A 20,977-nucleotide genomic window follows, 5' to 3' on the forward strand; every position below is an offset into this window, starting at 1 on the left:
TAATTAATTCAAGTTGCTAGTTGATTGCTTTATTTAACTGGAGTCCAAATACAAACAATGTCAGTTTTATCAAAAAACCTTCTAATGTTACTGCATGTATAGTTCTTGGAAACATTTTTTTTATGTCGCTTATTGTTGTTTCTACTCTTTTTCTCATTTTTAACTTTTCATTTTTTTGCTCTATTGTATCTGTTCGTTTAGCATTTGACTTTCTTTGAATTTTTAATAAAACACATTTTTTCATTAGGGCAAAATCTTCTAAACCGTAATCAGTATAAGCACTATCTCCATAAATCGATGCTTCAGCAGGCAGCTTATCTATCATTTTTCCTAAAGCTTTTATGTCAGCTGTTTTACCTGGCGTGAAATGAAACGCTATCGGTATTCCATTTTTAGTTGTCAATAACTGAACTTTTACCCCATAAAAATAGTTTCTCATACTTGCTGTATAACCTCTGTACTTTTTGCCTTTAAGAATCTTAGAGTTTGTAATCCTCATGTTTTTACAAACTGCTACGGGAAATGAATCTATAATGTATTGCATCTCACAACAGAAATCTTTAAAATAGGAACTTATGATCTCAAATAATTCATATAGAAGTCTGCCAACTTTATGTAAACGTCTGTTGAACCTACTCTTATCAAGCATCTTTGGAATAAATCCATATTCTTTCATAAACTTAATGGCTGAGCAGTGATTGCCATAAAAACTTGTCGAAGAAACAATTGCTGTCAGGATAATTTCGCTGTCACTTACATGTCTTCTTACATCTTCCGGATGATTAATTCCTTGTAAAATATCGTCTATTAAACAAAAAATTGATATAATTTTGTCTTTACAAAGCATGGGTAAGGTTTATTGGTTCGCAAAACAAATTTACTGAACCTGTGCTTTGTTTTTTTATTACCTCTAAACTAGCAACTTGAATTAATTANCTTATCAAGCATCTTTGGAATAAATCCATATTCTTTCATAAACTTAATGGCTGAGCAGTGATTGCCATAAAAACTTGTCGAAGAAACAATTGCTGTCAGGATAATTTCGCTGTCACTTACATGTCTTCTTACATCTTCCGGATGATTAATTCCTTGTAAAATATCGTCTATTAAACAAAAAATTGATATAATTTTGTCTTTACAAAGCATGGGTAAGGTTTATTGGTTCGCAAAACAAATTTACTGAACCTGTGCTTTGTTTTTTTATTACCTCTAAACTAGCAACTTGAATTAATTATAAGGGACCAAGCACAATTGCCTCAGGAGTAGTTTATAATAATGGTGTTTTAGATATTTATAGTTCGGCATACGGCGGTGGAAGCGGAGGTAGTGGAGGTATTTTAGCAGGCTCTACTTATGTTACATCTGCAAGTTCCACTCCTACATCTGCAAAATTAATTGATTTTACAAGAGATGATATTTTTTATGGATTTATGAAAATTGATTTTTCAAAAATGCTACATTCATCAACAATAACTTTTGATCCTATTAAAAACCAATTTGACTATAATAAAACGTTTCAACCTACGATGAAATTAAATGCTGATGGTGCTATCGCAATAGCTCAGTACGAAAGTTTATCTCTAACAGTTTATGATAAAGATAGTAATACAGGGCAAAACACTACAATAGGTTTTGGGCATTTACTTCACTATGGTGCGATTAAAGTTGGTGATATTCAGTCAATCACTATGGATCAAGCGGTGTCTTATTTGGCAAAGGATATTGTTGTTGCACAAAATACATTGAATCAAAAAATAGAAAATAGTGGTTTAACAGGTCAATTTAATAGAAGTCAGTATTTAGCTTTAGTTGATATGACTTTTAATGGAGGAAATGTTGTGGATAATATTTTGTCTGCCATGAAAAGTGGAGGTGTAAAATCTGCTAATAGTGCCTTTACAAATTCATATTTAAATGAAACTAATGGTGGATTAAAAGATAGAAGATATTTTGAAGCACAAGCATTTATTAATGGAAGATCATTGACTCCCGAACAAGCTAATGCTGAACTTGTATCATTAGGTCTTAAATAAATAATTATATCTGTCAATAGTACTTTGTTGTATTATCTCGTGTAAAGAGAAATCTAGAGAGTCAATTAAAATTGAACCAAAGAATACGAAAGATGAGTTTAGCGAGCTAAAAGCAGATATAGGTTTACCAGAATCTTACACAGATACGCTAAGTTTAATCTCTTATCATTTTAAAGATGTCAATAATGATAAAAAATTTCTAAAAATTGATTATAAAAAGAAAATTGATAGTCTTTATGGGGTAATTGATGAAGAATTAAATATTATTGATTTGAAGATCATTTTAAAGAAGATACCAGAAAAGGTTTAAAGCAACTAAAAGAAAGTTATGTGGTAGATCAAAGTGCTGCGGAGTTTATATGGGGCGCGTCTTATGGTATAAATTATAAAGAGTACAGAAATGATAAAAATGCTTTTATACGAATTGAGCAGATGATTTATAAAAGGCGCTATGAAGAATTACTGATTTATAATTTTCATTTGAGATCTAGCCTTACAAGATCGATAGTAAATCCTTATACAATCTCTTATAGAAAAAGACTAAAATATGTTATGTCAAAAAAAGTAATGGATAGTATGTACCCAAGAAGAAGTAAAAAGTTTAATGAAAAGTAAACATAAAGGTTGTAAAATACTGTCAAAATAAATTTTAGATGTAAAAAATGAAATTAATAAGGTTGGGAATGAAAAAATAAAAGGACTAAAAAATGATTATATAATAAAAGTTAGTTAAAGAATCATTCTTATTGTTTGATGTGGATCATTAGCTTTTATTATATAATCATTTTTTGATTAAATCTATGAATTTAAAATATACAAAATAAAGATGAAAAAAGTTGTGATTATTTCTCTATCGCTTAATATACTATTATTAGGTACTATTATTTTTATGTATAATAATTATTTCCCCAACAAAAAAGACATTGTTAAAAAGGAAATTATTGTTAGAAAGGAAATTAAAGACAATGATTCTATCATAGATAAGACAGATCCTATTTATGTTTATAGATCTCAAAAATTTTCTTGTGACACTAATGCAGGTTCTAGCATTGGTTATAGTTTGTGTTCAATGGAAAAACTTCGATTTATTGATAATCTTTTAAATGGAGTTGTAAAACATAGGCTAAAAGAATTTGATGAGTACATTAAGCGAAATAAAGAAGGAGTTTTAAAAGCAAAGGGCAATTCTTATTTTGTTAACTGCTTAAGAATAAATATAGCTTCAAAAGAAAATTTTGTTCGATCCCAAAAAGTTTGGGAAGAAATGAGGGTTTTAAATTCTGAAGAGATTCACTTAGGTTGTGATGGAGGTTCTGCTTGTGGAGGAATAACAAATGATGGAGAGATAAAATATGTTTTAGAAAGAATTGAAAAAATAAAAGTTGGAGGTCCTTGTTTTTAACAATTGTTAAGAATTTAGGTATTCTAAAAAATAAATAACTTGGTTCAGTGAAATGTAAATAATTAGTATTAAAATGAATTTTTAAATCTAACTGAAATGGAATGTAAATATGAAGATTTTATAATTCATTTTATTGGATTAATAGGTATAATATTTTTCTGGATGGTTATGTATAAACTCTGTGAGAAACTAAAGTATTTTTCTGAGGATGATCTTTTCTTCAACAGTAAAACTTTAAGCTTTTATTGTCTTTGCGTTCCTATAACAATTGTGTATATCATTGCCTTAATCTTGGAGTTTATTGAACTACAATAGTAATGAAGTTTAATAATAATGTTTTTTAAGATTACAGAATATGAAAAAAGAATCAAATGATTAGATTTCCCCATGATTTTCAGCTCGATGCTAAAGACTGTGGACCAACTTGTGTAAAAATAATAGCTAAATATTACGGCAGGTTTTATAGCCTGCCTTTTTTACGTGATTTATGTGGTATAACACGTGAGGGAGTTAGTTTTTTAGATCTTAGCGATGCTTGTGAGGCAATTAGTTTGCGAACCAAAAGCATTAAAACTGATTTTAATACCCTAAAGACTATTCCGTTGCCGTGTATTGTGCATTGGGAAGATGGTCATTTTATAGTAGTTTACAAAATAACCCATAAGCAGGTATTTGTTTCTGACCCAGCCAAAGGTTTATTAAAATATTCATTTGAAAATTTTCAACAAGGCTGGTTAAAAGAATCTAAATCGGGTGCAGTTTTGGCTATGGAGCCCATGGCAGACTTTAAACAACGATCTATAAATGATAAATTAGAGCGTCGTAAAACACTTGAAAATTTTCTGGGTTACTTTACACCATACAAAAAGAGTTTTATAAACTTGTTTATAGTCATGCTTTTGGTGACGATTTTGCAGGCATTTTTACCATTTATTTCAAAAGCAGTTATTGATGTCGGTATTCAGACAAATGACCTTGATTTTATCGATCTAGTCTTAATTGCGAATATTACAATTATTGTGAGTATACTTTTAAGCAATATGATTCGGGATTGGATATTGCTGCATCTTACATCAAGAATTAATATTTCATTAATTTCAGATTATCTTATCAAATTAATGAAATTGCCTATTACTTTTTTTGAGAATAAACTAATCGGAGATATTTTACAGCGGGCACAAGATCATGAACGTATTCGTGATTTTATAATGAATAATTCCCTCAATTTTATTTTCTCTATTCTTACCTTTTTTATTTTCGGAATCATCCTGTTTATTTATAGTCCAGTTTTATGTTTGATTTATATCATCGGAAGTACATTATTTATTGGTTGGGTAGTATTTTTTCTTCAGTTTAGAAAAAAACTGGATTGGGAGTATTTTGACATTCATACCAAAAATCAAAGTTATTGGGTTGAAACAATTGGAAGTATCCAGGACATTAAAATCAATAACTACGAAAAACAAAAAAGATGGAAATGGGAAGCTTTGCAAGTTCAGTTGTTTAAAGTCGATCAAAAGATATTACGAATTACCAATGCTCAAAATTTAGGAGCTCAATTTATCAATCAATTAACCAATCTTGTAATTACTTTTTACTGTGCAAAATCAGTAATAAAAGGAGAAATCACTTTTGGTGTAATGATTTCTACCCAGTTTATAATCGGAATGTTGAATGGTCCTATTATGCAATTTATTTCCTTTATACAATCAGGACAATATGCTAAAATAAGTTTTTTGAGATTGAATGAAATACACGAACTGGAAGATGAGGAAGAAAATGCTGTGAATAATAGTATAAAGCTACCAGAAGATAAAAGTTTGTTTTTGCGAAACGTTAGCTTTCAATACAGTCGAAATAGTGATTATATTTTGAGCAATATTTCATTAATGATTCCGGAAGGAAAAGTAACTGCAATTGTCGGAGATAGTGGAAGCGGAAAAACGACGTTGCTAAAACTTATTCTAAGATTATACAAACCTACACACGGAGAATTAGCAATGGGGAATTTAAATATTCAGAACATCAACTTAAAACAGTGGAGAGAAAGTTGCGGTGCAGTGATGCAGGATGGTAAAATTTTTAGTGATACGATTCAGAATAATATTGTTTTAGATGATGAAAATATTGATTATGAAAGGTTGAAAAAAGCAGTAACGGCAGCAAATATTGCAACTGAAATAGAAGCTATGCCTAAAGGTTATCAAACCATGATGGGAGAAAATGGAAGAGGTTTAAGCGGAGGGCAAAAACAACGTGTGTTAATTGCAAGGGCTTTGTATAAAGACCCGGATTATTTATTCTTTGATGAAGCAACCAACTCTCTAGATGTAATCAACGAGCAAAAAATAGTGGTCGCATTAGAAGAGATCTTTAAAAATAAAACAGTAATTGTTGTGGCGCATCGATTAAGTACGATTCGTAAAGCAGATCAAATTATTGTACTCAAAAATGGTTTTATTAGCGAAATTGGAAATCATGATATGTTGATGACAAGAGAAGGTGGACATTATTATCAATTGGTAAAAACACAAATAGGAGATACTGCAAATGGCTAATAAAGGATTTCATAAAACACTTAACGAAAATAGAACCGAGGAAGTCGCTTCAATTATTGAAAGAATGCCAACTAAATTTGGTGCCATAATTAGTGCTGTCGCAATTGGATTGGTTTTGTTATTGCTTTTATTCGGTTGGTTAATAAAATATCCCTCTGTGTTGTCAGGACCAATAGTTATAAATACACAACAAGCCCCAGTTAAATTAATAGCTTCAACATCAGGAAATATTATTTTATTGCAGAATAAATCAATTGTTACGGTAAAAACTGGAGAATATATAGCCTACATCAAAAATGAGGCAAATTTAAATGATGTTCAATTGTTGGATGCGATGCTTCATAAAATAAATATCCATCAAGTTAATTATAAAGAGGATCGTCATTTATTTCCTGAAAATTTATCTTTGGGAGAAATGAACAATAAATATTTTAGCTATTTGAATTCCTTGTATCAGTATTTAGACTATACAGTTCAACAGCCTTATGAAATCCAGAAACAAATAAATCAAAAATTACTGGAATTACAGATAAAGAAATTTGATCAGTTGGAAAATGATTATCAAAATCAAAAAGTAAAATATAAAACTTCTCAAAGTCTTTTTGCAAAAGATTCGACTTTATATATTAAAAACGTGACTTCCAAAGCCGATATTGAACGTTCAATTATTGCAAAAGCAAACAGTGAATTAGATTATAACGCTATTGATAAGGAAGTTAATAATACAAGTTATCAAATAAAAGAAGCTCAAAATAAAGCTCAGACTATTGCGATAGAGAAATCTACGAGAGAAAGAGAATTAATTATTAATATGTTTAATAGTTATTATGATTTGATTGATGCCATAAAAAAATGGGAACGTACTTATGTTTTTGTATGTCCAATAAATGGTAAAGTTGATTTTTTGAGTTTTATTAAAAACAATGACTTTATCCAATCCGGACAAGAACTGTTTAAGATAGTGCCTGACAACAATGAAATTATTGGTCAGGTAAATTTACCTGAAAATGGTTCCGGGAAAGTCAAAATTGGACAAAGAGTAATTATAAAGCTTAATAATTATCCATTTAATGAATATGGTTCAATAAAAGGGAAAGTTAAAAGAATATCACTGGTAACAAACCAAAAGACATTATCAGATAACCAAAATAAAATCAACTCCTATCTTGTTGATATAGACTTACCATTTGGATTAAAAACGAATTACGGAGTAGAATTAAATTTTCATGCTGAAGCAAAAGGAACAGCAGAAATAATCACGGAAGACAGGAGATTGATTGAGCGTTTCTTTGATAATTTAAGGCATAAAGTAAAATAGTTTATCTAAAAAGACATTTCGGAGTAGAATAACTAACTTAGGAATATTAAGAAGTAATATCCAAAACATATTTAAGAGTATTCTTCAAAAATAATCCTAATAAAAGCTTAAAATTATCGATTACAAAACCAAGTAATCGATCTAATTAAAAATTTGCAAATTATCTCATTCTCTAATTGATAAATTATCTAATTAAATTTGTACTTTTGCCAAGTTTTTTACACAACTACAATACAAACAACAACAGAATGAATCAAACAAAATATATTTTTGTTACAGGCGGTGTGACTTCTTCATTAGGAAAAGGGATTATCGCAGCATCTTTAGCAAAATTGTTACAAGGAAGAGGATATCGTACGACTATTCAAAAATTTGATCCGTACATAAATGTAGATCCGGGTACGTTAAATCCGTACGAGCACGGAGAATGTTATGTAACAGATGATGGTGCAGAAACAGATTTAGATTTAGGTCACTATGAGCGTTTTTTGAACGTTCCTACTTCTCAGGCGAATAATGTTACTACAGGAAGAGTTTATCTTTCGGTAATTGAAAAAGAAAGAAGAGGAGAATTTTTAGGGAAAACAGTTCAGGTTGTTCCTCATATTACAAACGAAATTAAAGACAGAATGCAATTGTTGGGTAAATCCGGCGATTATGATATTGTAATTACTGAAATTGGTGGAACTGTTGGTGATATCGAATCATTACCTTATATAGAGTCAGTTCGTCAGTTGGTTTGGGAATTAGGAGAAAATAATGGAATAGTTATTCATTTGACTTTAGTTCCTTATTTGGCTGCTGCCGGTGAGTTAAAAACAAAACCTACACAGCACTCTGTAAAAACGTTGATGGAAAGTGGTATCAAAGCTGATATTTTGGTTTGTAGAACTGAGCATGAGCTTTCTGATGAGTTGCGTAATAAATTGGCGTTGTTTTGTAACGTAAAAAGAGAAGCAGTAATTCAATCTATTGATGCTTCAACAATATATGAAGTTCCAAATTTAATGCTTGAAGAAGGATTAGATGTTGTGGCTTTAAAGAAATTAGATTTACCTAAAAAAGCTGCTCCGGATTTAAAAAACTGGAATACTTTTTTACGCAGATTAAAAAATCCAAAACATACCGTAAATATTGGTTTGATTGGAAAATATGTAGAAATGCAGGATTGTTACAAATCTATTTTAGAGGCGTTTATTCATGCAGGAGCTTCAAATGAAACTAAAGTAAATGTAATTTCTATACATTCAGAGCATATCAACAGTGATAATGTGGAAGAGAAATTAGGAGTCCTTGACGGAGTTTTAGTTGCACCAGGTTTTGGAGAAAGAGGTATTGAAGGAAAAATTGAAGCAGTTCGTTTTGCACGTGAAAATAATATTCCGTTTTTTGGAATTTGTTTAGGGATGCAAATGTCTGTTATCGAATATTCCAGAAATATTTTAGGTTACGCTGATGCGAATTCTACTGAGATGAATGATAAAACTCCTCATCCGGTTGTAGATTTAATGGAAGAGCAAAAAACAATTACGGATAAAGGAGGAACGATGCGTTTGGGTGCTTGGAAATGTGATATTAAGCCAAATACTTTAGCGTATAAAATTTACGGTCAAAAAACTATTTCGGAGCGTCACCGTCACCGTTATGAGTACAATAATAAATATGCTGATGAATTGCAAAAAGCTGGTTTAAAAGCTTCAGGAGTAAACCCTGATACGGGTTTAGTAGAAATCATAGAGCTTGAGAATCACCCATTTTTCATTGGAGTACAATACCATCCCGAATACAAAAGCACAGTGGCAAACCCACATCCAATTTTTGTGAATTTTGTGGCTGCTGCGGTAAATAAGCATGTAAATGCGCATAAAAAATAATAATTAATATTCTAAAGGATGTAACTTTTGAGGCAAACTCATTACTAATAATCTTTAACGAATAACTTTTTTAAAACAATAATGGAAGAAAAAAAATTTGATCTTAATTCAATCATTGGTTTTGTATTGATATTTGGAATTTTGATTTGGATTATGTACCAAAATCAACCTTCTGATAAGGAGATTGCTGCTGAGAAAGCCAAGAAAGAATTAGTTGCTAAACAAGAAGCACAAGCTAAAACGGATAAAACTAAAACAGCTGTTTTACCAGTTGCTGCGGCTACAACTCCTGGCGACACAGTTCAATTGGCACAATTACAAAAAACATTAGGTGGTTTTGCTTATTCAGCTACACTTCCTTCTGCTAAGGAATCTTTTACAACAATCGAAAACGAAAAGATGATACTAAAAATCGCCAATAAAGGTGGTTATATAGTTGAAGCTAAGTTAAAAGAATTTAAAAGGTTTGAGAAAAATTCAGGTCAATTAGTAGAATTAATTAAAGATAATAATTCTAATTTAAACATTCAGTTACAAACGACTGATAACAGAACTTTAAATACTAAAGATCTGTATTTTGAACCAACGTTGACTAAAAACGGAGCGGATCAAATTTTGACTATGCGTTTGAAAGCTGGTGCAAATGAATTTTTAGAATATAAATATATCCTAAAAGCAAACGACTATTTAGTGGGTTTTGATGTTCGTTCTCAAGGATTGAATAAAGTTTTAAATTCTGCTAAGCCATTAGATTTACAATGGGATTTAAAAAGTTACAGAAATGAGAAAAGTATTTCTATCGAAAAGCGTTATGCGCAATTGGAATATAAATATGGTGATGAAAAATACAGTTCAGTAAGTGCTGGTGTAGGAAAAGAAGATACTCCGGAAAAAGTGAGTTTTATAGCTTTTAAACAGCACTTTTTTAGCGCGATTTTAGCAACAGATAAGCCATTCGAAAAATCGAAACTGCAGTCTGATGAATTGGTAAAAGATGAAGTAATAGATACAACTTTTATCAAGCAATTTAGAGCGACAGTTCCATTGGCTTTTACAAATGGAGAAGTTGACTATAAAATGAGCTGGTATTTTGGACCATCTGATTATAAAACTTTAAAATCATACGATAAAAACTTCGAAAAAATTATTCCATTAGGTTGGGGAATTTTTGGTTGGATTAATAAATGGATTTTTATTCCGTTATTTGGATTTTTAAGTTCTACAATTGGATTGTCGTTAGGAATTGCGATTATCATTTTTACAATTATTATCAAATTGGCTATGTCGCCAATTACCTATAAATCATTCCTGTCACAGGCTAAAATGAAAGTTTTACGTCCGGAGATTACAGAGTTGGGAGAAAAATTCAAAAAAGACCCAATGAAGAAACAACAAGAAACAATGAAGTTGTACAATAAAGCAGGAGTAAACCCAATGGCAGGATGTATCCCGGCGTTGATTCAGCTTCCGTTTATGTATGCATCATTCCAGTTTTTCCCGTCAGCTTTTGAGTTAAGACAAAAAAGTTTCCTTTGGGCAGACGATTTATCATCATTTGATGCTGTTGTAAAATTACCATTCCACATTCCGTTGTATGGAGATCATATTAGTTTGTTTCCTATTATGGCTGCAGTTGCGATTTTCTTTTATATGAAAATGACATCTGGAGATCAGCAAATGGCTGCGCCTCAACAAGAAGGTATGCCGGATATGGCAAAAATGATGAAAATCATGATTTATGTTTCACCATTAATGATGTTAATTTTCTTCAATAGTTATGGTGCTGGTTTGAGTTTGTATAACTTTATTTCAAACTTAATTACAATTGGAATTATGTTTGTAATTAAAAATTATATTGTTGATACAGACAAAATTCATGCTCAGATTCAAGAGAATAAATTAAAAGAACCTAAAAAGCAAAGTAAGTTTCAACAACGTCTTCAAGATGTGATGGAGCAACAAGAAGCTGCAAAAGGTAAAAAGAAATAAAAGTTAAAAATCTCGAGTCATCGGGATTTTTTTTTACCTAAATTATACTTTATCAAAGCCATTTTCGTTAAAGTCTAAAATCGAATATAATATGATTTACAAAAAAATAATAATTGCTTTAGTTTTCTTAAACGCTATTTTAGTTTCGGCGCAGGATTTTAATAAACTGGATGCCAACGGAAAGAAAGATGGTGTCTGGAAAGGAACTTATGAAGTTTCTAAACGTCCTCGTTATGAAGGAACTTTCAGTCACGGAAAAGAAACGGGTATATTTAAATACTTTGATGATACTAAAAAAGGCGATGTTGTAGCTACTCGTGATTTTAGTGCAAATGACGGAAGTGCTTACAATATTTTTTATGATCAAAATAAAAATAAAGTAAGTGAAGGTAAAGTAATTGGCAGGAATAATGAAGGAGAATGGAAGTATTATCATAAAGCTTCTAAAGTGGTCATGACTCTTGAGAATTACAAAAATGGTAAATTAGAAGGCACAAGAACTGTTTATTATCCTAATGCTAAGGTTGCCGAAGAAATGACCTATAAGAATGGTCTGAAAGAGGGGATTTATAAAAAATACGGACAAAACGGAACTCTTTTAGAACAAACCACTTATGCTAATGATCAATATAATGGAGACGCTGTTTTCTATGATTCAGAAGGAGCTGTAGCCTCAAAAGGAAAATTTCTAAACGGAAAAAAAGTTGGAAAATGGCAGTTTTTCTTAAAAGGTAAATTCACTAAAGAAGTAAACATGAGTGATCCAAAAAGCAACTATCAAGCCGATTCAAAACCTAAGAAAGAATAGATTTTAAGTCCGCTAAAGCGGACTTTTTTTTGCCACAAATTCCGCAAATTTTCACAAATTATATTTATACTGCAACTACGCGAAGGAAAATAATTTGTGAAAATTTGTGTAATTTGTGGCAAACTTTTTTTTAAAATTCGGTTCGGTGTACCAAAAAGAAAAATTCGTGCATTTTGTGCTAAACTTTTTTCTAAATTTGATTGACTTAATACTTTAGCTAAATGGATTTAAACGAGCTTTCAGGACGATTTTTATTATTGTTCTTTTCAATTTTGATTTTGTATTTTTTCTCCAATAGAAAAGATAATGAAAACATAATTCCCCTGATGGTTATTGTTGGACTTTGTACATTTTCGCTTTGTTATTTATTTACAAAAATAGAAATTGGCGTTGGAATTGGGTTTGGGTTGTTTGCAATTTTCTCCATTTTAAGATTCAGGACACAATCGTTTACTGTAAATGCGATCATTTTTCTTTTTGCCACAATTACACTTTCTATTTTAGATATTATGTATCCGTATGAAAAGATCGAAGTGCTTTTATTTTTTCAAATTATCATAATCGGATTTTATATTATAGCTTCCGTTATTGTGAATAAAAAAGCTTCTAAATATCTGAATATTGTAGATGTAAAAATTGCCTTAGAAAGCAATTTTTCTTTAGACAATCAAACCATTCGAAAGTCGATTCAGCACAAAATAAATATTGACGATTTTGATTTTAAAATTGTGAATATAAACACGGTTTCAAACGAACTTGATCTTCAGGTGTTTTATTGATTATTCATTAAAAGGTCGAACTTGTTTGATGTATAAATCTCTGTTTCCTCCAACAATCTTGAACTCAATATCGACGGGATGGTATCGGTTTTTTTTCCAATAGCGATACATTTTTTCTTCGATTTTTGAGCTGACAAGAAAAAGTTTACTCATTTCTTTTCGGCTTAATAAAGGTTCGTTGTTGTTTAAGTTCGAGTTTGAAGTGTAATCTACGTCAAAATCAGTGTCGTCTTTTCCTGAATTAAAGTGATAAGCGACAAATTGCTCGCAAATTTCTCCTTTTTCCGGTTTTACAACTGAGTTTTCTCCTTTTTGAACATTAACAGTTATGCCAGGGAAATTTTCCCTGAAGATATTTTTTGTAATCACAACACCATTTGCCAGTTCGTCAGGAAAAGAACGATGAACTAAAACTCCCATGGCGATATTATGCTGATCGATGCCAAAAAGTTCTCTTTCGTTATACGAAGCTTCATTCCAGACGCTTGCCCAAACTTGTTTAATCGCTTTTTCAAATGTCTTTATGCTGTCACCCAGAATTCCGGTTTTTGAATCGTATAAACCAGCGCCATTAAAATCATCTAAATCCTCGGCATTAGTCGAGGATCTGAATCTGAAATTTTTAAATGCAGCATTTTTAAAAGTTTGATTCAGTTTTGCAATTAATTCAGGATCTACAGGTTCTTTTTTAATTGCATCCCGAATTTTTTTTAATTGTTTATGAATCCAAACGACAGAATCTTTGTGAGGATATTCTAAAAGCTCAGAAATTAAGGGTGAAATTGATTTTTTCTGAATGTGTTTTGTATAAAAATAAAACGGAATTGCATGTGCATCTTCGGGAGTTTTAAACGGAATTTCTTTTGAAATAGCGATTAAATAAGCCATATTTTGCGCTTTAGAACCAACATAGTTTATTCCCTTTTTTGGGATTATTGCTAAATCTACTAAGTCCGTAACGCTATTGTCAATGATTAATTTTTTCTTTTTAGTAATTGCTTTTAGCTCGATCTTTTTAGTACTTTCTTTAATGTAAAAAGTGTCGATTTCAATTTTTAGTTCTACTTTTTTTGAAAGTAATCTTTTGATGTTATTATCCTGTAAAGCGGTTGTATATGCCATTATCGGAATTTTTCTGTTTTTGCCTAAAAGCACTAAATGGCTTAATGGAGTTTGCAATTCATTCACAATAATTCCTCTTACATTCGGCAAAATATCCGGTGTCCCGTCCAAAACAATAATTTCATCAGGATTTGGTTTTGTGGCTTCTAAGTCTTTGATTTTATATTGTTTCAGAATACCAATGTTTGTTCCTGCAACAACTTCCTGATACTTGATTTCGTTAAAAATATAATCTGATTTTACACAAGGAATTCTGAATTTATTTTGCTGAAACCATTCCATTTGAGTTGGATTATTCAAATAAAATTTTAAATTTGAACCAATAAAAGTCGATTGTACAATTAAGTTGTAGAACCGCTCAATGGATTCAATTGGCATATGATCTGAAGCTGCTAATTCGAAAATCCATTTGTCAGTTCCTTTGATGTGATTCAGATTTCCTAAGAAAAAATCTCTGTCTTTTAGAGTATCGCTATAATTTTCATTATTGAAAACTTCTAAATCCTGACTATAGCCTAAATAATTCGTAACAAAGTCGTAGTGCAAAAGAATCAGACTACTATTGAAGTAATACATCTTTTGCTTTTTTATATCATAAATAACTTTTACAGATTCTATATTCGAAAATTTATCTGATAAAGGTTTGCCTCTAAATGCTTTATATGCTTCATAATTAGCCAATGACGAAGTGTATCTTTGTGCACTTAAAGTGGTAATTAAGAATAGAAAAACCAAACTGTAAATATATCTTTGCATGGTATTTTAATTGATGATTAAAAGTAATTAAAAAAACACAATAAGTTTTATCTACCACGGCATTATATAAACTAATCAAAAACGATCCAAATAATCTATAATTTGAGTTATCTTTGCACCCTTGTAAAATTATAAACGATTTAGAATGAAACGTGTAGTTGTTGGACTTTCTGGTGGAGTAGATTCTAGTGTTGCTGCTTATTTATTGCAACAACAAGGATATGAAGTTATTGGGCTTTTTATGAAAAATTGGCATGATGATTCAGTTACTATTTCTAATGAATGTCCTTGGTTAGAGGATAGTAATGACGCTTTATTAGTAGCTGAAAAACTTGGTATACCGTTTCAAACTGTCGATTTAAGTGAAGAATACAAAGAAAAAATCGTTGATTATATGTTCAACGAATACGAAAAAGGGAGAACTCCAAATCCTGATGTACTTTGTAATCGCGAAATCAAATTTGATGTTTTCATGAAAATTGCTTTAAGTCTTGGTGCTGATTATGTGGCAACGGGACATTATTGTCAAAAAAATGAAATTGAAGTTGATGGAAAACCTGTTTACCAATTAATTGCCGGAGCGGATAATAATAAAGATCAATCGTATTTTTTATGTCAGTTATCGCAAGATCAATTGGCAAAATCATTGTTTCCAATTGGTGCTTTGACTAAGCCAGAAGTTCGCGAGATCGCTGCTGAAATGGATTTGGTAACCGCTGAAAAGAAAGATTCTCAAGGATTATGTTTCATCGGGAAAGTTCGTTTGCCGGAATTTCTGCAACAAAAATTGCAGCCAAAAGAAGGTAAAATTGTTCAGATTGATAAAAATGATCCCATTTATGCTATCGAAAAACCTGTAGGTTTGTCTTTAGAAGAAGAATTGAAATTAGAAGCTAAAAAGCGTGATTATCTTCCAACAATGGGAAAAGTAGTTGGAAAACATCAAGGCGCTCACTATTTTACGATTGGACAAAGAAAAGGATTGAATGTAGGCGGAACAACAGATCCGTTATTTATCATTGCTACAGATATTGAAACCAATACTATTTATACTGGTTTAACAAGTTTGCATCCTGGATTATTCAAAAAAGCTTTGTTTATCGAAAAATCTGAAGTACACTGGATTCGTACTGATTTAGCTTTAAAAGTAGGAGAGACGATGGAAGTTATGGCGAGAATTCGTTACCGTCAGCCTTTGCAAAAAGCTATTTTACATCAATTTGAGGACGGAATGTATGTTCAATTTGAAGAAGGACAATCTGCAATTACAGAAGGTCAGTTCGCTGCTTGGTATTTCGATAATGAATTAGTTGGTTCGGGAGTAATTTCTTAGCTTTATACTTTTTTACAAAGGTTTTCCTTTAAAAAAAGTAAACTATGAAGCACTACTACACATTTCTTTTATTGGTTTTTTCAACTGTAATGTTTTCACAAGAAGACGCTTGGGTATATTTTAAAGATAAACCCAATTCGCAGCATTTTTTAGATAATCCGTCTGAGATGCTTTCAGCACGAGCTTTAGAACGCAGAACCAATCAGAATATTTCGTTAGATCTTGCAGATGTTCCGTTAGAAGAAACCTATATTACTCAGGTGAAAAGTGCTACAGGAATTACGGTAATGGCACAATCTAAATGGATGAATGCGCTTCATATTCGAGGAACTCAAACGGATATTAAAGCTTTAAAATTACTTTCATTTGTAGATAAAGTGGTTTTTGCAGATAAAACTTTGAATACAACCGGTAAAAAAGTTTCAGAGAATAAAATTGCCCAAACAAAAGATAAACTCAAAACTTCGATTGACTATGCTTACGGAAATTCAGCAAATCAAATACAAATGCTTAACGGACAAGTTTTGCACCAACAAAATTTTACAGGTTCAGGAAAGATAATTGCAGTTATAGACGCAGGTTTTCCAGGTGTAAATACTGCTCAGCCGTTTCAAAATCTTATTACTAACAATCAGATTTTAGGTGGATATAATTTTGTAGCCAGAAACGATAATTTTTATTCGGGCGATGATCACGGTACAATGGTGCTTTCTACTATTGGCGGTTATAAAGAAAATGCTTTGGTAGGAACTGCTCCCAGTGCGTCATTTTATTTGTTTATTACTGAAGATGATGCTACTGAGAATCCCGTTGAAGAATCACTTTGGGTAGAAGCGGCAGAAAGAGCAGATTATTTTGGGGTGGATATAATTACAACTTCGTTAGGATATTTTGGGTTTGATAACGCCAATTATAGCCATACTTACAGCGATATGAATGGTATTACGAATTTTATTTCCCGTGGAGCCGAAATCGCTTTTAGCAAAGGGATTATCGTCGTAGCTTCAGCAGGAAATGAAGGAAATACTGCAGAACCACATATTGGTGGACCTGCAGATGGAGTTTCGGTTATAACAGTTGGCTCTGTTACGGCAGCAAAAGTGAAATCTACTTTTAGTTCGATTGGACCAAGTTTTGATAATAGAATAAAACCGGATGTTATGGCGCAAGGAACAGCGGCGGTTGTTTCTGATACAAACGGAAATATCACTACTGTAAACGGAACTTCATTTTCGTGCCCAATTATGGCGGGAATGATTGCGTGTTTGTGGCAGGCTTTTCCAACAAAAACGAATAAAGAAATCAGAAAAATGATTCTACAATCGTCAGATAAATATGCGGCACCAAATAATAATTACGGTTACGGAATTCCAAATTTTGGAGGAACTTTGGGAGTTGAAGATTATCAAACAACACTTTCTGTTTTTTCAGTATATCCAAATCCTGCTCAAACTACCGTTTCCTTTAAGTTTTCAGAGGAGAATTACAACGCTTCGGTTAAAATTTATTCTGTTTTAGGACAAAAGGTAATCGAAAAACATATAACAAATCAAGATCCAATTCTTTCTGTGGCATCTTTGCAAAGCGGACTCTATTTTTATGCTTTTGATGCTGATGGTTTGCACAAAACAGGAAAGATAATTAAACAATAACAGCATTTTTGAATGAATAAAATTACGCAGCTTTTCAATATTAAATATCCAATTATTCAAGGTGGAATGATCTGGAATAGTGGTTATAAATTAGCATCGGCAGTTAGTAATGCCGGAGGTTTAGGGCTTATTGGCGCAGGTTCAATGTATCCGGAAGTTTTGAGAGAACATATTCAGAAATGCAAAAAATCCACTGATAAACCGTTTGGGGTCAACATTCCGATGTTATATCCAAATATTGAAGAAATCATGAATATTGTGGTTGAAGAAGGCGTTAAAATCGTTTTTACTTCGGCAGGAAATCCCAAAACATGGACTTCTTTTCTAAAAGAAAAAGGAATTACAGTTGTTCACGTAGTTAGCAGCAGCATCTTTGCCTTAAAAGCGCAGGAAGCCGGAGTTGACGCTATTGTTGCAGAAGGTTTTGAAGCGGGCGGACATAACGGACGTGACGAAACAACGACGTTAACATTGATTCCGATGGTGAAAGAAAAAATCCAGATTCCAATTATTGCAGCTGGCGGAATTGCTACCGGAAGAGGAATGTTGGCGGTAATGATTTTAGGTGCAGATGGTGTTCAGGTCGGAAGCCGTTTTGCCGCATCAATTGAATCATCTTCACATGATAATTTCAAACAAACGATTGTGAATGTAAAAGAAGGTGATACACAATTAACGCTAAAAGAATTGGCGCCAGTGCGATTGATCAAAAATAAGTTTTATCAGGACGTTCAGGCTTTATATGAAAAATGCCCTTCAAAAGAAGAACTAACAGAACTTTTAGGTAGAGCAAGAGCGAAAAAAGGAATGTTTGAAGGCGATCTTGAAGAAGGTGAACTTGAAATTGGACAAATTGCAGGAATTATTCATGAAATTTTGCCGGTAGAGCAAATTATCAAACAAATGATGGCTGATTTTGAACTTGCTTCCAAAGAAAAAGCTAAATTTGAGTTTTAATTATCTGCAAGAATACTATTATGAATACTATACGCATCTCTATATTAATCCTTTTTTTAGCATTTGGTCTGCAACAAGTTCAAGCTCAGTCCTATCAATTTAAAACCTCAGGATTTAGTGTTTTAGAAAAAAATGAAAAAGGAAAATGGGGTGAATGGTCCAATCTTGATTTGGTAAATCTCTCCGTTATTTTAGATACCAATAAACACCGAATTGTGGTGTATTCGCAAGAAATTCAACTTTTCAATATAGAAGATTATATCGAGCGTGAAGAAAACGATACTGATATTGTGTACTCTTTTATGTGCAAAGACAATGAAGGGAAAGATTGTAAACTTTCAATCATAACCCGTAAAAAACAAGACTACCGCAAACAGCTTTATATTAACTACGACGATCATATTATTGTTTACAATATTTCTTAGTGTGTAATTATATTATATTTTAAGTTTCAAGCAGCCCGACAAGTTTTAAAACCGGTTGGGTTTATATATCATAAACCATAAAAGAACTGAAATTAATTATTAAAATAATATATGAAAAAGCATTACTTTATTTACCTTTTTCTTCTAGCGACCCTTTTCAGCTGTTCAAGTGACGATAGTTCAGATTCATCAACGAATGAGATCGTGAAGTATCACTTTGACTATATGTTTCATAATACAAATGCATTTGCTACATCTTCAGATGAATTAGTGAATATGCAGTATGATAAGGATCAAAGAGTAGTAAAAAAAACAGGTAAGGTTTTATGGAATGGATCTGACTCTAGTATCCCAGGTAGATTTAGTAATGAAATCTTTGAAGATGTAAGCTATTCAAACGGACAGATTAAAATAGTTTTGAAAACAACTTATAAAGAGTTTCAGCTATATGCTTATGATAGAACGATTGTTTTAGATAGTAAAAACAGAATGGCAGAAAGGTGGATTTATAGTGCTGGTGATTATATAAAAAATGATACAATTAGATATTTTTACAACGATTTAGACCAAATTATTGCAACAAAAAAAGGCAATAGTACCACTCAAAATGAATCGGCTCAATATTACTATAATCCTGCAGGAAATTTAGATAGCATTGTAACCAAAATGTACACTAGAACAAACTATGATTATAGAAATGTAGAAGTTTTTAGTGACTACGATAATGCTCCAAATCCATTAAAAAAGTTAGTTATTTTTGAAGATACTTATTTGAGAGCATTGTCAAAAAACAATTTTACTAAATACCAAAAGCAGGGAAAGAATATAGACAATTCGGTTTTTTCTAATACCAAAAAAATCTGGAAGCTAAACTATGATGCCAGAGGTAATGTAAAATTTGATGTTTATTTTTAATTTTTATTTTATCAGATATTTGCCTTTTCCAACTTTAAATCTCAAAATATAAAATAAATAGTATCTTAGATCTTCAGTAAATCAATAACTTAAGATATGGGTCAGGAGCAAATCAACTTAAAAAGAACGGCAAGAATTGCAGGATTTATCTATTTATTTATTGCTATAACAGGTGTTTTTGGTATTATGTATGTGCCGATGCAGCTAATTGATTCCGGTAATTTACCGCTGACAATGCGAACTATTTTGCGACATGAGTTTTTGTTTCGTTCCGGTATTATGAGCAATTTGGTTTGCCAGACTTTATTTGTGTTTTTAGTCCTTCAGCTTTATAAATTATTTCAACAGGTTAGCAAACATTTAACCAGAACTATGTTTGCACTTGTGATTGTTGGAGTTCCAATTGCATTTCTTATTATTTTCAATCAGTTGTTTGCTTTATTGTTGTTGAAAGAAAATTTCATGCGAGGTTTTCCGTCTGCTCAGTTGCAATCCTTGATAATGGCATTTATTAAAATGTATAATTACGGCAATGTTGTTATCAGAATCTTTTGGGGACTTTGGTTAATTCCCTTCGGGCAATTGGTTTACAGATCTGGATTTATGCCTAAAATTTTGGGAATATTATTAATTATCGGAGGTTCTGCTTATGTACTTGACGCTTTTACATTTGTTTTGTTCCCAGGTTATCATTATTCTGTAACGGGTATTATTGTGGGTTTAACCTCTTCAGTAGCTGAATTTTCTATGGTTTTTTGGTTATTGATTAAAGGAGTTAGAAAAGTTTCTGCTTAAGGCGGAGGAAAGAAAAGAAGGAAGAAGCAAGAGTTTGAGAATAAAGAAGTAAGAATTTAAATATATATGAACCCGTTTTGTCCGCTAATTTTGGGATAAAATGGGTTCTGTTTTTTTATGAATTGGTACCGCGATAGCTTGTTAATATTCCTAATAAAAATATTTTTTGAAATACAGTTTTATTTTAAAGTTCTGATCTAAAATAAACTATATTTGAACTGTTAAATTAATCTATTTTAAAATGTTTTTTAGTTAAAATAG

General features: G+C 31.5%; 17 protein-coding genes. 15 read left to right on the plus strand and 2 right to left on the minus strand.

What is annotated here, in order from left to right; translation table 11 throughout:
• Positions 1-16: 16 nt before the first annotated feature.
• Positions 17-847 carry an IS982 family transposase gene (locus EAH81_RS04390; protein WP_140504185.1) on the minus strand — a complete coding sequence of 277 codons (831 nt, stop codon included), beginning with the start codon at positions 845-847 and terminating at the stop codon, positions 17-19.
• A gap of 604 nt (positions 848-1,451) precedes the next feature.
• Between EAH81_RS04390 and EAH81_RS04400 the strand changes: the two genes are divergently transcribed.
• The 9 genes from EAH81_RS04400 to EAH81_RS04440 all read left to right on the plus strand — a co-directional run bounded on the left by EAH81_RS04400 (position 1,452) and on the right by EAH81_RS04440 (position 12,761).
• A complete protein-coding gene (locus EAH81_RS04400) occupies positions 1,452-2,033 on the plus strand; it encodes a glycoside hydrolase family protein (protein ID WP_161595782.1) in 582 nt (193 codons plus the stop codon).
• Positions 2,034-2,363: 330 nt separating this feature from the next.
• Complete coding sequence (locus EAH81_RS04405) at positions 2,364-2,648, plus strand: hypothetical protein (RefSeq protein ID WP_140504190.1); 285 nt, start codon at positions 2,364-2,366, stop codon at positions 2,646-2,648.
• Positions 2,649-2,859: 211 nt separating this feature from the next.
• A complete protein-coding gene (locus EAH81_RS04410; RefSeq protein WP_140504192.1) occupies positions 2,860-3,435 on the plus strand; it encodes a hypothetical protein in 576 nt (191 codons plus the stop codon).
• 371 nt (positions 3,436-3,806) lie between these two features.
• Positions 3,807-5,993: a peptidase domain-containing ABC transporter gene (locus EAH81_RS04415; RefSeq protein ID WP_140504194.1), complete on the plus strand. Its 2,187-nt coding sequence runs from the start codon at positions 3,807-3,809 to the stop codon at positions 5,991-5,993.
• Positions 5,986-7,311: an HlyD family efflux transporter periplasmic adaptor subunit gene (locus EAH81_RS04420; protein WP_140504196.1), complete on the plus strand. Its 1,326-nt coding sequence runs from the start codon at positions 5,986-5,988 to the stop codon at positions 7,309-7,311. Before EAH81_RS04415 ends, EAH81_RS04420 begins: the two co-directional genes overlap by 8 nt.
• 248 nt (positions 7,312-7,559) lie before the next feature.
• Positions 7,560-9,185, plus strand: a complete 1,626-nt coding sequence (locus EAH81_RS04425) for a CTP synthase (protein WP_140504198.1) — start codon at positions 7,560-7,562, stop codon at positions 9,183-9,185.
• An 81-nt stretch (positions 9,186-9,266) separates the two neighbouring features.
• A complete protein-coding gene (gene yidC, locus EAH81_RS04430) occupies positions 9,267-11,174 on the plus strand; it encodes a membrane protein insertase YidC (RefSeq protein WP_140504200.1) in 1,908 nt (635 codons plus the stop codon).
• 91 nt (positions 11,175-11,265) lie between these two features.
• Positions 11,266-11,982 carry a toxin-antitoxin system YwqK family antitoxin gene (locus EAH81_RS04435; protein ID WP_140504202.1) on the plus strand — a complete coding sequence of 239 codons (717 nt, stop codon included), beginning with the start codon at positions 11,266-11,268 and terminating at the stop codon, positions 11,980-11,982.
• 221 nt (positions 11,983-12,203) lie between these two features.
• On the plus strand, positions 12,204-12,761 hold the full coding sequence (locus tag EAH81_RS04440) for a DUF4956 domain-containing protein (protein ID WP_140504204.1): 558 nt from the start codon (positions 12,204-12,206) through the stop codon (positions 12,759-12,761).
• On the opposite strand, the gene EAH81_RS04445 is transcribed toward EAH81_RS04440, so the two are convergent.
• The gene (locus tag EAH81_RS04445; protein ID WP_140504206.1) at positions 12,762-14,639 is read right to left on the minus strand and encodes a PEP/pyruvate-binding domain-containing protein; all 1,878 of its coding nucleotides are present in this window, start codon (positions 14,637-14,639) and stop codon (positions 12,762-12,764) included.
• Positions 14,640-14,784: 145 nt separating this feature from the next.
• Here EAH81_RS04445 and mnmA point away from each other — a divergent pair, with 145 nt between their 5' ends.
• The 6 genes from mnmA (at position 14,785) to EAH81_RS04475 (ending at position 20,716) form a co-directional block, all read left to right on the plus strand.
• The gene (gene mnmA / locus EAH81_RS04450) at positions 14,785-15,972 is read left to right on the plus strand and encodes a tRNA 2-thiouridine(34) synthase MnmA (protein ID WP_140504208.1); all 1,188 of its coding nucleotides are present in this window, start codon (positions 14,785-14,787) and stop codon (positions 15,970-15,972) included.
• Positions 15,973-16,016: 44 nt separating this feature from the next.
• Complete coding sequence (locus EAH81_RS04455; RefSeq protein ID WP_140504210.1) at positions 16,017-17,624, plus strand: S8 family serine peptidase; 1,608 nt, start codon at positions 16,017-16,019, stop codon at positions 17,622-17,624.
• A 12-nt stretch (positions 17,625-17,636) separates the two neighbouring features.
• The gene (locus EAH81_RS04460; RefSeq protein WP_140504212.1) at positions 17,637-18,581 is read left to right on the plus strand and encodes an NAD(P)H-dependent flavin oxidoreductase; all 945 of its coding nucleotides are present in this window, start codon (positions 17,637-17,639) and stop codon (positions 18,579-18,581) included.
• A 20-nt stretch (positions 18,582-18,601) separates the two neighbouring features.
• Positions 18,602-19,006 (plus strand): hypothetical protein, encoded by a 405-nt coding sequence (locus EAH81_RS04465; protein ID WP_140504215.1) that lies wholly within the window; start codon positions 18,602-18,604, stop codon positions 19,004-19,006.
• A gap of 111 nt (positions 19,007-19,117) precedes the next feature.
• Positions 19,118-19,921, plus strand: a complete 804-nt coding sequence (locus EAH81_RS04470; protein WP_140504217.1) for a hypothetical protein — start codon at positions 19,118-19,120, stop codon at positions 19,919-19,921.
• A gap of 96 nt (positions 19,922-20,017) precedes the next feature.
• Complete coding sequence (locus EAH81_RS04475; protein ID WP_140504219.1) at positions 20,018-20,716, plus strand: DUF4386 domain-containing protein; 699 nt, start codon at positions 20,018-20,020, stop codon at positions 20,714-20,716.
• Positions 20,717-20,977: the final 261 nt, after the last annotated feature.

Source organism: Flavobacterium pectinovorum (genome assembly GCF_006438875.1).
GTDB lineage: Bacteria > Bacteroidota > Bacteroidia > Flavobacteriales > Flavobacteriaceae > Flavobacterium > Flavobacterium pectinovorum_A.